The sequence below is a fragment of the Streptomyces sp. NPDC058691 genome, assembly GCF_042714775.1.
GTDB lineage: Bacteria > Actinomycetota > Actinomycetes > Streptomycetales > Streptomycetaceae > Actinacidiphila.
Window position 1 is genome coordinate 20,310 of the sequence record NZ_JBHXSO010000018.1, and the last position, 12,357, is coordinate 32,666.

The window sequence follows — 12,357 nt, forward strand, 5'->3', positions numbered from 1 at the left end:
TCGGGGTCGCCCGGGAACGCCGGGCCTGTCAGAGTTCGTCCTCCACCGACCGGTCGCGTCCGGCGACCACGCCCGCGGCGATCTGCGGCACCAGGAGGGCGAGCATGAAGGCGACGGGCAGGTCCCAGCCGCCGCTGTGCTGGTAGAGGGTCCCGACCAGGATCGGGCCGGGGATGGAGATCAGGTAGCCGGTGCACTGTGCGAAGGCCGACAGCCGCACCACTCCCGCGCCGGTGCGCGAGCGCATCCCGATCATGGTGAGGGCGAGCGGGAAGGAGCAGTTGGAGATCCCGAGCAGCAGCGCCCACACCCAGGGCGCGGCGGCGGGTGCGAGCCACAGACCCGCGTAGCCGGCGAACCCGAACAGGCCGAGGCCCACGGCCAGTCCGCCCTGGTGCCGCATTCGCCCCGCGAGCGCGGGCAGCACGAAGGACAGCGGCACACCCATCACCATGGTGACGGCGAGCAGCACGCCGGCGGTGGAGGCCGAGATCCCCGCGTCACGGAAGATCTGCGGCAGCCAGCCCATGGTGATGTACGCGCCAGTGGCCTGGAGCCCGAAGTACACGGCCAGCGCCCATGCGGTACGGCTGCGCGTGATGCGGCCGGACGCGGCGGGCGCTTCCGCGACAGGTGCGGGAACGGCGCCGGCGCCACTGCGGTCGCGCACCAGGGCGAGCCAGGGCACGACGGCCACGACCGCGAGCACCGCCCAGACACCGAGGCCGGCGCGCCAGTCGCCGCCCAGGGCGCGGGTGGTGGGGACGGTGGCCGCGGCGGCCAGGGCGGTGCCAAGGGAGAGCGCCATGGAGTACAGACCGGTCATGGTGCCCACGCGGTCGGGGAAGTAGCGCTTGACGACCACGGGCATCAGAACGTTGCCGACGGCTATGCCGCCCAGCGCCAGGGCGCTGGCGGCGAGGAAGACGGCCGTACCTCCGGCGAACGGGCGCAGGGCGAGGCCGAGCGCGATGGCGGCCAGTCCCCCGCAGACGACGGCACCGGGACCGCGGCGGCGGGCCAGGCGCGGCGCGGCGACGCCGAAGAGGGCGAAGCACAGGGCCGGCACCGAGGTGAGCAGCCCGGCGACGGTGCCGCTCATGCCGAGGCCGTCGCGGACCTCCTCCAGGAGCGCGCCGAGGCTCGTGATGGCGGGCCGCAGGTTGAGGGCGGCGAGGACCAGCGCGACGGCGACGAAGACGCGAGTGCGGGTGGCGGCATGCGTCATGCTCCGAGGAGCGGGGGACGTCTGTACGGGCAGGGAGGGTCCTGCCGTGGCAGGGTCGATCATTGTGGCTTCGTCGTCGCGCATGCACGCCATCATAGAATGATGGGATGAATATTGAGGAGGGTCCATGCCCTTGACCTCACCCCGGCGGTCCGTGCTCGCCGACCAGGTGATCACGCAACTGCGCGCCCAGATCACCTCCGGTGAGTGGCCGGTGGGGTCGCGCATCCCCACCGAGACGCAGCTGGTGGAGCAGCTCGGGGTGGCCCGCAACACCGTGCGTGAGGCCGTCCGCGCCCTGGCGCACAACGGCCTGCTCGACATCCGCCAGGGATCGGGCACCTATGTGCTGGCGACGAGCGAGATGGCCGGCGTCATGCACCGCCGCTTCGCCGACGCCGATCCCCGTCACGTCGCCGAACTGCGCAGCGCGCTGGAGGCCTCCGCGGCGTCGCTGGCCGCCTCACGGCGCACCGAGCGGGATCTCAGGCAGCTGGACGCGGCCCTCGCACGGCGCGAACGGGCCTGGCACGCCGGTCGTGCCGACGTCTTCGTGGACGCCGACGCGGCCCTGCACCTGTCGGTCGTGGCCGCCTCGCACAACGAGGTCATCGCCGAGCTCTACGCCGATCTGGGCGAGGTGCTGCGCGAGTTCCTCCGCGCCGACATCGGCGAGGAGCTGAGCGCCGAGACGTACGTGGACCACTCCCGGCTGGTCGAGGCGATCCGGCAGGGGGACCCGATGGCGGCTTCGGAGGAGGCCGCGGGCCATGCCTTCAGCTGCCGCTTCCGTCCGGCAGACGGGTGACCCAGACGCTCGATATCTCCTCCCAGCAGCGGTCGCTCAATGTCACCGTCTCCGCCGGGCCGACCGGGACCTGGGGACCGTCCACGTCCGGGTCCCACCACTGGAGGCACTCGATGTGCAGCTGCACATGGTCGAGGTCCGGATCGGGGTTGAAGCACACGGCCACGCCCTCACTGCCCTGCACCGAGGTGTGGCACTCGGCTTCCTCGGGTGCCCCGGAAGCCGCCTTGGCCGCCGCCGCGGCCGGGCCCGAGACCACCGCGACCGCCGCGGCGACCGCCACCGGGTAGAAGCGCGCACGCACGATGCAGCCTCCCTCTGTGTTCCCCTGTGTGCCCCTGCGTCCCCCGGCTCGCCCCGCACCCCATGGTGGCGGCGCGGACCGGGCCCCACCCGGTCTGCTGGGCCGAACGGGGGACATCGGTCCCGAACGCGCGTACGGCCCCGGCCCGCCCGAAGGCGGCACCGGGGCCGTACGCGGAACGACCGACGACGAGGCGCAGACGCGGTCGCGTCAGGCGCCGATCGCGTGCAGGCCGCCGTCGACGTGCACGATCTCGCCCGTGGTCTTGGGGAACCAGTCGCTGAGCAGCGCCACCACACCGCGGCCGGCCGGCTCGGGGTCGGCCACGTCCCACTCCAGGGGGGAACGGTGGTTCCAGACGTCCGCGAGCTCGCTGAAGCCCGGGATGGACTTCGCGGCCATGGAGCCGATCGGGCCGGCCGAGATCAGGTTGCAGCGGATGTTCTGCTTGCCCAGGTCGCGGGCGATGTAGCGCGACGTGGCCTCCAGGGCGGCCTTCGCCGGGCCCATCCAGTCGTACTGCGGCCAGGCGTACTGCGCGTCGAAGGTGAGGCCGACGACCGAGCCGCCCTCCTGCATCAGCGGCAGGCACGCCATGGTGAGCGCCTTCAGCGAGTACGCGGAGACGTGCATGGCGGTGGCGACGGACTCGAACGGGGTGTTGAGGAAGTTGCCGCCGAGCGCGTCCTGCGGCGCGAAACCGATGGAGTGGACGACGCCGTCCAGACCGCCGAGCTCCTCGCGCACCACGTCGGCCAGGGAGCCCAGGTGCTCGCCGTTGGTGACGTCCAGCTCGATGACCTTGACGGGCCTGGGCAGCTTCTTGGCGATGCGCTCGGTGAGCGTGGGCCGCGGGAACGCCGTGAGGATGATCTCGGCGCCCTGCTCCTGGGCGAGCCTGGCGGTGTGGAAGGCGATGGACGACTCCATCAGCACGCCCGTGATGAGGACGCGCTTGCCGGCGAGGATTCCGCTCATGCTCAGTGACCCATGCCCAATCCGCCGTCCACGGGAATGACGGCTCCAGTGATGTATGCGGCCTCGTCGGAGGCGAGGAAGCGGACCGAGGCGGCGATCTCCTCGGGCTGCGCGTACCGGCCCGCGGGGACCTGGCTGACGATGGCCTTGCGCTGCTCGTCGGTGAGCACGCGGGTCATGTCGGTGTCGACGAAGCCGGGAGCGACGACGTTGACGGTGATGTTGCGCGAGCCGAGCTCGCGGGCGAGGGAGCGGGCGAAGCCGACCAGGCCGGCCTTGGACGCGGCGTAGTTCGCCTGTCCCGCCTGGCCCGTCAGGCCCACCACGGAGGAGATCAGCACGACACGGCCCTTGCGGGCCCGCAGCATCGCCTTCGAGGCACGCTTGACCATGCGGAAGGTGCCGGTGAGGTTGGTGTCGATGACGGAGGTGAAGTCCTCCTCCGACATGCGCAGCAGGAGCTGGTCGCGGGTGACGCCGGCGTTGGCCACCAGCACCTGGACGGGACCCTGCTTCTCCTCGATCTCCTTGTAGGCCTGCTCGACCTGCTCGGGATCCGTGATGTCGCAGCGGACGGCAAGGAAGCCGGCCGGCGGCTCGCCCGAGCGGTAGGTGATGGCGACTTGGTCACCGGCGTCGGCGAAGGCCTGGGCGATGGCGAGGCCGATGCCCCGGTTTCCTCCGGTGACGAGAACCGAGCGGCTCAACGGATCACCCTTTCCATAGTGGTCTTGTACACCGAAAACTATCTGCCTACGCGGCGGTACGGAGAATCGACCCCCGACAGGGGCCTGTGCGCGTCGCTGTCGAGTCCCTACAGAAAACGGCAGGCGGGGGCGGTGTCCGAGCGGCATGATTCACTGCGGAGCACATGACGCACACCGACGTTGACGCATCGGGCAGAAGGGGAGGCCGTCGTGCCCCATGAGGTCGATCAGTCATTTCTGGCGCTGCCGCTGAGGGCGCTGGCCGACGCCGCGCTGGCACGGGCCCGCGCGCTGGGCGCCGAGCACGCCGACTTCCGCTTCGAGCGGGTGCGCGGCGCGGCCTGGCGGCTGCGCGACGGCAGACCTTCCGGTTCCTCGGACACGACGGACATGGGCTACGCGGTCCGCGTGGTGCACGGCGGGGCCTGGGGCTTCGCCTCCGGGGTGGACCTGACGATGGACGCGGCGGCGCGGGTGGCCGGCCAGGCGGTCGCCATGGCGAAGCTGTCCGCGAAGGTGATCGCCGCGGCGGGCTCGGACGAGCGCGTGGAGCTCGCGCCGGAGCCGGTGCACGCGGACAAGGTCTGGGTCTCGGCGTACGACGTCGACCCCTTCGATGTGCCCGATGCCGACAAGACCGCTCTGCTGGCCGAGTGGAGCGGGCGGCTGCTCGCCGCCCCGGGCGTGTCGCACGTGGACGCCTCGCTCATGTCCGTCCACGAGAACAAGTTCTACGCCGACACATCGGGCACGACGACGACCCAGCAGCGGGTGCGGGTGCACCCCCAGCTGACCGCCGTCGCGGTGGACCCGGCCTCCGGTGAGTTCGACTCCATGCGCACCCTGGCCCCGCCGGCCGGCCGCGGCTGGGAGTACCTGACCGGCACCGGCTGGGACTGGGACACCGAGCTCGCGCAGATCCCGGAACTGCTCGCCGAGAAGATGGCGGCCCCCTCGGTGGAGGCGGGCGCGTACGACGTGGTGGTCGACCCGTCCAACCTCTGGCTGACCATCCACGAGTCGATTGGCCACGCCACCGAGCTGGACCGCGCGCTGGGCTACGAGGCCGCCTACGCCGGCACCTCCTTCGCCACCTTCGACCAGCTGGGCACGCTCCGGTACGGCTCCGAGCACATGAACGTGACCGGCGACCGCACCGCCGAGCACGGCCTGGCGACCGTCGGCTACGACGACGAGGGCGTCGCCGGCCAGTCCTGGGACCTCGTCAAGGACGGCGTCCTGGTCGGCTACCAACTGGACCGCCGCATCGCGCGGCTGACCGGCTTCGAGCGCTCCAACGGCTGCGCCTACGCCGACTCCCCCGGCCATGTGCCGGTGCAGCGGATGGCGAACGTGTCGCTGCGGCCCGCGCCGGACGGCCCGTCGACGCAGGAGCTGATCGGCGGCGTGGAGCGCGGCATCTACATCGTCGGCGACCGCTCGTGGTCCATCGACATGCAGCGCTACAACTTCCAGTTCACCGGGCAGCGCTTCTTCAGGATCGAGAACGGCGAGCTGGCCGGCCAGCTGCGCGACGTCGCCTACCAGGCGACCACCACCGACTTCTGGGGCTCCATGGAGGCCGTCGGCGGTCCGCAGACCTACGTCCTCGGCGGCGCCTTCAACTGCGGCAAGGCCCAGCCCGGCCAGGTCGCCGCCGTCTCGCACGGCTGCCCGTCCGCGCTCTTCCGCGGCGTGAACATCCTCAACACCACGCAGGAGGCCGGTCGATGAGCACCCTCTCCAAGCCCCATGAGATCGTCGAGCGCGCCCTGGAGCTGTCCCGCGCGGACGGCTGCGTGGTCATCGCCGACGAGGACTCCTCGGCCAACCTGCGCTGGGCGGGCAATGCCCTGACCACCAACGGCGTCACCCGCGGCCGGACGCTCACGGTGATCGCGACCGTGAACGGCGCGCAGGGCACCGCCTCGGGCGTGGTGTCGCGGGCCGCGGTCACCGCCGACGACCTTGAGCCGCTGGTGCGGGCCGCCGAGGCGGCCGCACGGGACGCGGGACCCGCCGAGGACGCCCAGCCGCTGGTCGAAGGCGTCCCCGCGAGCGCCGGCTTCACCGAGCCGCCCGCCGAGACCACCTCGCAGGTCTTCGCGGCCTTCGCGCCGGCGCTCGGCGAGTCCTTCGCCGTCGCCCGGGCCGGCGGCCGGCGACTGTACGGCTTCGCCCAGCACAGCGTCACCTCCACCTACCTGGGCACCTCGACGGGGCTGCGGCTGCGTCACGACCAGCCCAGCGGCACGCTCGAACTCAACGCCAAGTCACCGGATATGTCCCGCTCGGCGTGGGCGGGCGCGGCCACCCGCGACTTCACCGACGTCGACCCGGCGGCACTCGACGCCGAACTGGCGCAGCGACTGGCCTGGGCCGAGCGCCGGATCGACCTGCCAGCCGGGCGGTACGAGACGCTGCTGCCGCCGTCGGCGGTGGCGGACCTGGTGATCTACCAGCAGTGGAGCGCCGCGGCCCGGGACGCGGCGGAGGGCCGTACGGTCTTCAGCAAGCCCGGCGGCGGCACACGGGTCGGCGAGCGGCTGTCCGAGCTGCCGCTGACGCTGCGCAGCGATCCGCACGAACCCGGCCTGGAGTCGGCGCCGTTCGTCATCGCGCACGCGTCGGGTGACGACTCGTCGGTCTTCGACAACGGCCTGCCGGTCGAGCCGACCGACTGGCTGCGCGACGGCGTGCTGCGCCGGCTGTTCACCACCCGGCACAGCGCGGAGCTGACGGGCCTCCCCGCGGCGCCGGTCGGGGGCAATCTGATCCTCGACGGCGGCGGCAAGCGCTCCCTGGAGGAGCTGGTCGCGGACACCGAGCGGGGGCTGCTGCTGACCTGCCTGTGGTACATCCGCGAGGTGGATCCGGCCACCCTGCTGCTGACCGGGCTGACCCGCGACGGCGTCTACCTGGTGGAGGGCGGCGAGGTGACCGGCGTGGTGAACAACTTCCGGTTCAACGAGTCGCCGGTGGACCTGCTGGGCCGGGTCACCGAGGTGGGCCGCACCGAGCGGACGCTGCCGCGCGAGTGGGGCGACTGGTTCACGCGGGCCGCGTTCCCGGCGATGCGGATCCCGGACTTCAACATGAGTTCGGTCAGCCAGGGGGTCTGACCGCGGCGAGGGGTGGCTCGATGGACGAGAAACAGACCGTCAGGATCTCGAAGTTCCTGGCGCGCGTGCTGCGGCACGACCCCGATTCCATCGGGATCGCCCTCGACGAGGGCGGCTGGGTGGACGTGGACGTGCTGATGGCCGCGTGCGCCCGGGCGGGCAGGCGTTTCTCGCGAGCCGACCTGGACCACGTCGTGGCGAGCAACAACAAGAAGCGGTACGCGTACTCGGAGGACGGCCGGCGGATCCGGGCCAGCCAGGGCCACTCGGTGGAGGTCGACCTCGGTCTGGCCGCCGCCGAGCCGCCGGCCGTCCTCTACCACGGCACCGCGAGCACGACCCTGCCGATCGTGCTGGCCGAGGGGCTGCGCCCGATGACCCGTCAGGACGTGCACCTGTCGGCGGACGTGGAGACGGCCGTGCGCGTGGGCACGCGACACGGCCGTCCGGTGGTGCTCGTGGTGGACGCCGCGGGGCTGGCCGCCACGGGCCACGTCTTCCGGGTGAGCGCCAACGGCGTGTGGCTCACCGACCGGGTGCCGCCCGCCTTCCTGCGGCAGCACCGCCCCTGACGCGGCCGGGGGTCAGACGGCCGTGCGATGCCGTCTGCCGCGGATCGAACCCCACAGCGGCGTCACCACGGCCACCACGAGGATGGCGCCCAGGATCTGCAGCACGTGCCTGATCCAGTCGATGCCCGCGGTGTGCTTGACGCCCAGCCAGCCGGCGACCGCGTTCCCCAGGAACGCGCCGAGGATGCCGCAGATGATGGTGAGCCACCAGGGGATGTCCTGCCTGCCCGGCAGGAGGAGCTTCGCGAGGAAGCCGAGCACGATGCCGACGATGATCGCCCAGACCCAGTTCATGCCGTCAGTCTGTGCGTGGCCACGGTACGTCGCATGCGGGATACCGCCATACGCCGTACAGCGGTCCCGCGGCGTCACCCGGAGGCCGTCCCCCGCTCTCGAATGCGGCGGACCCGCGGCGTAACGTGGGAGGGGCCGGGACCGGGAGCTTCCGGCAATTCGAGCAGGCGGTGGAACGTGATGCGGAAGCACAGCGATCCCGGGGTCTACCGGATCACCGGGACGGCGGCGGGACTCACCGAGGACGTCCGGGGCCGGCAGCGCCGCTACATCATCTCGATGTCGGTGCGCACGCTTTCGTTCATCCTGGCCGTCGCGCTGTGGCACGTGTGGACCCCGCTGGCGTGGGTGGCGCTCGCCGCCGGGCTGGTGCTGCCGTACATCGCCGTGGTGCTCGCCAACGCGGGCCGTGAGAACGCCCGCAACCTGCCCTCCTCACACCTCCCGCCGGTCGTCCGGCCGGCTCTGGGGCCCGGGCGGGAGCGGCTTCCCGCGGAGGCCGAGACGGAAGCCGACGGAGGCCATTCCTCCGGTCGTGGCTGAGCCGTTCACAGCCCCCGGAAGCTCAGGAAAAGCTCAGATCAATCACGGGGATCCACTCCACTGGGGGCCTTTCCGCGTGGCATACTGCGTACGCGCTCCGCATCCCCCGTCGGAGCGACGGACCGACGCCGGGCGGCTCCCCCCGTGGCTGCCCGGCGTCGCCATGTTTGGATGGGGTTCGTGACCAACGAATCGCCGATCTGCTCCGCCAAGGGGTGCCGCGCCCCCGCCGTCTGGGTGCTCGCCTGGAACAACCCCAAACTCCACACTCCGGAACGCCGCAAGACCTGGCTGGCGTGCGAGGAGCACCGCGAGCAGTTGTCGTCGTTCCTGGGCGTGCGGGGGTTCCTCAAGGACGTCGTGCGCTTGCAGGAGTGGGAGGAAGCGGCCGGGCGGGACTCAGCCGCCGATCGCTGACATCGGGCGCTCCGGCTGCAGGAACGAGGGGTCGTCGAGGCCGGAGCCGGCTTTCTTGCCCCACATCGCGACCTTCCACAACTCGGCGATCTCCTCGTCGGAGCCGCCGGAGCGCAGTGCGCCGCGCAGGTCCGACTCCTCGCGGGCGAACAGGCAGTTGCGTATCTGGCCGTCGGCGGTGAGACGGGTGCGGTCGCAGGCCCGGCAGAAGGGGCGGGTGACGGAGGCGATCACGCCGACCCGGGCGGGACCGCCGTCGACCAGCCACCGTTCCGCGGGGGCGTGCCCGCGTGCCTCGTCAGGCTCGGGGGTGAGGGTGAAGCGGGTGGCCAGGCTCTCCAGGATCTCCTCGGCGGTGATCATGTCACTGCGCTGCCAGCCGTGCTGGGCGTCGAGCGGCATCTGCTCGATGAAGCGCAGCTCGTAGTCGTTCTCAAGAGCCCAGGCGAGGAGATCGGGGGCCTCGTCGTCGTTGACGCCCCGCATCAGCACGGTGTTGATCTTGACGGGCGCCAGCCCCGCGTCCCGGGCGGCCTCCAGGCCGCGCAGGACGTCATGGTGCCGCTTGCGGCGGGTCAGTGCCTGGAAGACCTCGGGGCGCAGGGTGTCGAGGGAGACGTTGACCCGGTTCAGGCCGGCGGCGTGCAGGGCGGCGGCCGTGCGCTCCAGGCCGACACCGTTGGTCGTGAGGGAGAGCCTGGGGCGGGGCTCCAGAGCCGCGCAGCGCTCCACGATGCCGACGAGCCCGGGGCGCAGCAGTGGCTCGCCACCGGTGAAGCGGACGTCCTTGACGCCCAGCTGCGTGACGGCGATGCGCACCAGCCGGACGATCTCGTCGTCGGTGAGCAGCTCGGGCTTCCCGAGCCACTGGAGCCCTTCCTCGGGCATGCAGTAGGTGCAGCGCAGATTGCACCGGTCGGTCAGGGAAACCCGCAAGTCAGTAGCGGTCCGGCCATACGTGTCGAGCAGCACGGCGCGCTTTCCCTCCTGCGGTCGGGTCGTCGGCACCACGACAGTGCCGTCCCGTTACTTCGCAGCCTACGGGACGGCACTGACGTTCGACACTCCGACTTGCGCACTCCGGGTCTAGTGTGCTCCGGCTCCGGTGAGGGAGCGGACCTCCAGCTCCGCGTACTTGCGGTCGGCGTCAGGTTCGGGCTTGGACAGGAGCGTGCCCAGGATGCCGAACAGGAAACCCACGGGGATGGAGACGATGCCCGGGTTCTCCAGCGGGAACCAGTGGAAGTCCTCACCGGGGAACATCGAGGTCGCCTTGCCGGACACGACCGGCGAGAAGACCACCAGGACCACGGAGGTGATCAGGCCGCCGTAGATGCTCCACAGCGCGCCGCTGGTGTTGAAACGCTTCCAGAACAGGCTGTAGAGCAGCGTCGGCAGGTTCGCGGAGGCCGCGACGGCGAAGGCCAGGGCGACCAGGAAGGCGATGTTGAGCTTGCCCGCGAAGATGCCGAGCAGGATGGCGACGGCTCCGATGGCGACCGCCGCGATCTTGGCCGCGGCGACCTCCTCCTTCTCGCTCGCCGTCCCCTTGCGGATGACGTTGGCGTACAGGTCGTGCGCGAAGGAGGACGAGGAGGCGAGCGTGAGTCCCGCGACCACGGCCAGGATGGTGGCGAAGGCGACCGCCGAGATCACCGCGAGGAGGATGGCGCCGCCCGTGGAGCCGGCGCCGCCGCCGATCTCCTGGGCCAGCAGCGGGGCCGCGGTGTTGCCCGCCGCGTTGGAGGTGGTGATGGTCTCCGGGCTGAGCACGGCGGCGGCACCGAAGCCCAGCGCGATCGTCATCAGGTAGAAGCAGCCGATGATGCCGATCGCCCAGTTGACCGACGTGCGGGCGGCCCGGGCCGTGGGGACGGTGTAGAAGCGGATCAGTATGTGCGGCAGTCCGGCGGTGCCGAGGACGAGGGCCAGGCCCAGCGAGATGAAGTCGATCTTCGAGGTCGCGCTGACGCCGTACTTCAGGCCCGGTTCCAGGAAGGCCGCTCCCTTGCCGCTCTTCTCCGCGGCCGCGCCGAGGAGCGAGGACAGGTTCCAGTGGAACTTGGCGAAGACCAGGATGGTGATGAGCAGGGTGCCGCCGATCAGGAGGACGGCCTTGACCATCTGCACCCAGGTGGTGCCCTTCATGCCGCCGATCGTCACGTACAGCACCATGACGACGCCGACGAGGACGACGATCAGCCGCCGCGGGCCCTCACCGGTGACGCCGAGCAGCAGGGCCACCAGGGCGCCGGCGCCGACCATCTGCGCCAGCAGGTAGAAGATGCTGACGACGATGGTCGAGATGCCCGCGGCGGTGCGCACGGGACGCTGCCGGAGCCGGAACGCCAGGGCGTCGGCCATGGTGAACCGGCCGGAGTTGCGCAGCGGTTCGGCGACCAGCAGCAGCGCCACCAGCCAGGCGACGAGGAAGCCGATCGAGTAGAGGAAGCCGTCGTAGCCGACGAGGGCTATGGAGCCGGCGATGCCGAGGAACGAGGCGGCCGACATGTAGTCGCCGGAGATGGCGAGGCCGTTCTGGAAGCCGCTGAAGGAGCGGCCGCCGGCATAGAAGTCGGTGGCGTCCTTGGTCTGGCGGCCGGCCCAGACGGTGATGGCGAGGGTCGCCGCGACGAACACCGAGAAAAGGCTGATGATCAGTGTCCGGTGGTCACTCGCCCCGGCCGCGAGGACCTGGGTTGCCATGGTGTGCGGCGCGGTCATGCGGAGGCCTCCGTGCTCTCGGTCTCACCGGTCGGCTGGGTGCCCTCCATACGCGCCCTGATGGCGTCGGAGTGCGGGTCGAGCTTGGCGTTCGCGTGGCGCGAGTACCACACGGCGATACCGAAGGTGCTGGCGAACTGGGCGAGCCCGAAGACGAGGGCGACGTTGATGTGGCCCACCACCTTGGTGTCCATGAAGCCGCCGGCGTAGTTCGACAGCAGGACGTACAGCAGATACCAGGTGATGAACGCGACGGTGAGCGGGAAGGCGAACGAGCGGTGGGAGCGGCGCAGTTGGGCGAACTCCGCGCTCGCCTGCACCTCGGCGTACGAGGCCGGTGACGGCGGACCGGAGGTAGCCGACTGTCGTGCGGAATCCACGATGCCTCCTGTGGGGCGGAGCTGAGCGGGCACGAGCACGCGACGCGAGCCGAACGTGAGCTACGTCACGCAAAGATCGGACCCGCGCATGGTAAAGGCGTGGCCATGGGCTTCGACAGGGGGCGGTGATTGAAAATTGTCAGGTCCTTACCAACCGGAATCCGAGCTTTCTTCACGAACGCATTGAAGGGGCCCTCGCGGCGGCGCTAGGTTCCATCGTCATGTACCCGTCCAACGGCAACCCTGCCGTGACGACGAGTAGTTGGACGATTGGAGATCC

14 protein-coding genes are annotated in these 12,357 nt (G+C 71.1%); 6 read left to right on the forward strand and 8 right to left on the reverse strand.

Features of this window, described 5'->3' with window-relative positions:
• Positions 1-28: 28 nt before the first annotated feature.
• Positions 29-1,312 (reverse strand): CynX/NimT family MFS transporter, encoded by a 1,284-nt coding sequence (locus ACFWVC_RS15010; protein ID WP_384284461.1) that lies wholly within the window; start codon positions 1,310-1,312, stop codon positions 29-31.
• Between the two features lie 43 nt (positions 1,313-1,355).
• Here ACFWVC_RS15010 and ACFWVC_RS15015 point away from each other — a divergent pair, with 43 nt between their 5' ends.
• Positions 1,356-2,036 carry a FadR/GntR family transcriptional regulator gene (locus ACFWVC_RS15015; RefSeq protein WP_384284463.1) on the forward strand — a complete coding sequence of 227 codons (681 nt, stop codon included), beginning with the start codon at positions 1,356-1,358 and terminating at the stop codon, positions 2,034-2,036.
• Here ACFWVC_RS15015 and ACFWVC_RS15020 read toward each other — a convergent pair.
• From ACFWVC_RS15020 to fabG, 3 genes are all read right to left on the reverse strand, one after another.
• Positions 2,005-2,340 carry a hypothetical protein gene (locus ACFWVC_RS15020; protein ID WP_384284467.1) on the reverse strand — a complete coding sequence of 112 codons (336 nt, stop codon included), beginning with the start codon at positions 2,338-2,340 and terminating at the stop codon, positions 2,005-2,007. The genes ACFWVC_RS15015 and ACFWVC_RS15020 overlap by 32 nt on opposite strands.
• Positions 2,341-2,550: 210 nt before the next feature.
• On the reverse strand, positions 2,551-3,318 hold the full coding sequence (fabI, locus tag ACFWVC_RS15025; RefSeq protein WP_384284471.1) for an enoyl-ACP reductase FabI: 768 nt from the start codon (positions 3,316-3,318) through the stop codon (positions 2,551-2,553).
• A gap of 2 nt (positions 3,319-3,320) precedes the next feature.
• Positions 3,321-4,025, reverse strand: a complete 705-nt coding sequence (gene fabG, locus ACFWVC_RS15030; RefSeq protein WP_384284475.1) for a 3-oxoacyl-[acyl-carrier-protein] reductase — start codon at positions 4,023-4,025, stop codon at positions 3,321-3,323.
• 210 nt (positions 4,026-4,235) lie between these two features.
• Between fabG and ACFWVC_RS15035 the strand changes: the two genes are divergently transcribed.
• From ACFWVC_RS15035 to ACFWVC_RS15045, 3 genes are read left to right on the forward strand one after another with little or no spacing between them, the layout of a single operon-like run.
• Positions 4,236-5,759, forward strand: coding sequence for a TldD/PmbA family protein (locus tag ACFWVC_RS15035; protein WP_384284479.1), 1,524 nt, complete (start codon positions 4,236-4,238; stop codon positions 5,757-5,759).
• Positions 5,756-7,147 (forward strand): metallopeptidase TldD-related protein, encoded by a 1,392-nt coding sequence (locus ACFWVC_RS15040; RefSeq protein WP_384284484.1) that lies wholly within the window; start codon positions 5,756-5,758, stop codon positions 7,145-7,147. The genes ACFWVC_RS15035 and ACFWVC_RS15040 overlap by 4 nt, the downstream gene beginning before the upstream one ends.
• Before the next feature lie 20 nt (positions 7,148-7,167).
• The gene (locus ACFWVC_RS15045; RefSeq protein ID WP_384284488.1) at positions 7,168-7,719 is read left to right on the forward strand and encodes an RNA 2'-phosphotransferase; all 552 of its coding nucleotides are present in this window, start codon (positions 7,168-7,170) and stop codon (positions 7,717-7,719) included.
• A gap of 12 nt (positions 7,720-7,731) precedes the next feature.
• Here ACFWVC_RS15045 and ACFWVC_RS15050 read toward each other — a convergent pair whose 3' ends face one another.
• Positions 7,732-8,013 (reverse strand): GlsB/YeaQ/YmgE family stress response membrane protein, encoded by a 282-nt coding sequence (locus ACFWVC_RS15050; RefSeq protein ID WP_384284491.1) that lies wholly within the window; start codon positions 8,011-8,013, stop codon positions 7,732-7,734.
• A 180-nt stretch (positions 8,014-8,193) separates the two neighbouring features.
• Here ACFWVC_RS15050 and ACFWVC_RS15055 point away from each other — a divergent pair, with 180 nt between their 5' ends.
• Positions 8,194-8,556: a DUF3099 domain-containing protein gene (locus ACFWVC_RS15055; RefSeq protein WP_384284493.1), complete on the forward strand. Its 363-nt coding sequence runs from the start codon at positions 8,194-8,196 to the stop codon at positions 8,554-8,556.
• A 171-nt stretch (positions 8,557-8,727) separates the two neighbouring features.
• The gene (locus tag ACFWVC_RS15060; protein ID WP_384284498.1) at positions 8,728-8,973 is read left to right on the forward strand and encodes a hypothetical protein; all 246 of its coding nucleotides are present in this window, start codon (positions 8,728-8,730) and stop codon (positions 8,971-8,973) included.
• Here ACFWVC_RS15060 and moaA read toward each other — a convergent pair.
• From moaA to ACFWVC_RS15075, 3 genes are all read right to left on the reverse strand, one after another.
• Entirely contained in the window at positions 8,956-9,945 is a 990-nt protein-coding gene (gene moaA / locus ACFWVC_RS15065; protein ID WP_384284773.1) for a GTP 3',8-cyclase MoaA, read from the reverse strand. The genes ACFWVC_RS15060 and moaA overlap by 18 nt on opposite strands.
• Positions 9,946-10,059: 114 nt before the next feature.
• Positions 10,060-11,697: a cation acetate symporter gene (locus ACFWVC_RS15070; RefSeq protein WP_384284502.1), complete on the reverse strand. Its 1,638-nt coding sequence runs from the start codon at positions 11,695-11,697 to the stop codon at positions 10,060-10,062.
• Positions 11,694-12,077, reverse strand: a complete 384-nt coding sequence (locus ACFWVC_RS15075; RefSeq protein WP_384284505.1) for a DUF485 domain-containing protein — start codon at positions 12,075-12,077, stop codon at positions 11,694-11,696. The genes ACFWVC_RS15070 and ACFWVC_RS15075 overlap by 4 nt, the downstream gene beginning before the upstream one ends.
• Positions 12,078-12,357 lie beyond the last annotated feature (280 nt).

Bases quoted from the DNA above. Each gene is read 5' to 3' on its own strand.
- ACFWVC_RS15010 (WP_384284461.1), bottom strand. From the start codon at position 1,312: ATGCGCGACGACGAAGCCACAATGATCGACCCTGCCACGGCAGGACCC.
- ACFWVC_RS15015 (WP_384284463.1), top strand. From the start codon at position 1,356: ATGCCCTTGACCTCACCCCGGCGGTCCGTGCTCGCCGACCAGGTGATC.
- fabI (WP_384284471.1), bottom strand. From the start codon at position 3,318: ATGAGCGGAATCCTCGCCGGCAAGCGCGTCCTCATCACGGGCGTGCTG.
- ACFWVC_RS15040 (WP_384284484.1), top strand. From the start codon at position 5,756: ATGAGCACCCTCTCCAAGCCCCATGAGATCGTCGAGCGCGCCCTGGAG.
- ACFWVC_RS15045 (WP_384284488.1), top strand. From the start codon at position 7,168: ATGGACGAGAAACAGACCGTCAGGATCTCGAAGTTCCTGGCGCGCGTG.
- ACFWVC_RS15050 (WP_384284491.1), bottom strand. From the start codon at position 8,013: ATGAACTGGGTCTGGGCGATCATCGTCGGCATCGTGCTCGGCTTCCTC.
- ACFWVC_RS15055 (WP_384284493.1), top strand. From the start codon at position 8,194: ATGCGGAAGCACAGCGATCCCGGGGTCTACCGGATCACCGGGACGGCG.
- ACFWVC_RS15060 (WP_384284498.1), top strand. From the start codon at position 8,728: ATGGGGTTCGTGACCAACGAATCGCCGATCTGCTCCGCCAAGGGGTGC.
- ACFWVC_RS15070 (WP_384284502.1), bottom strand. From the start codon at position 11,697: ATGACCGCGCCGCACACCATGGCAACCCAGGTCCTCGCGGCCGGGGCG.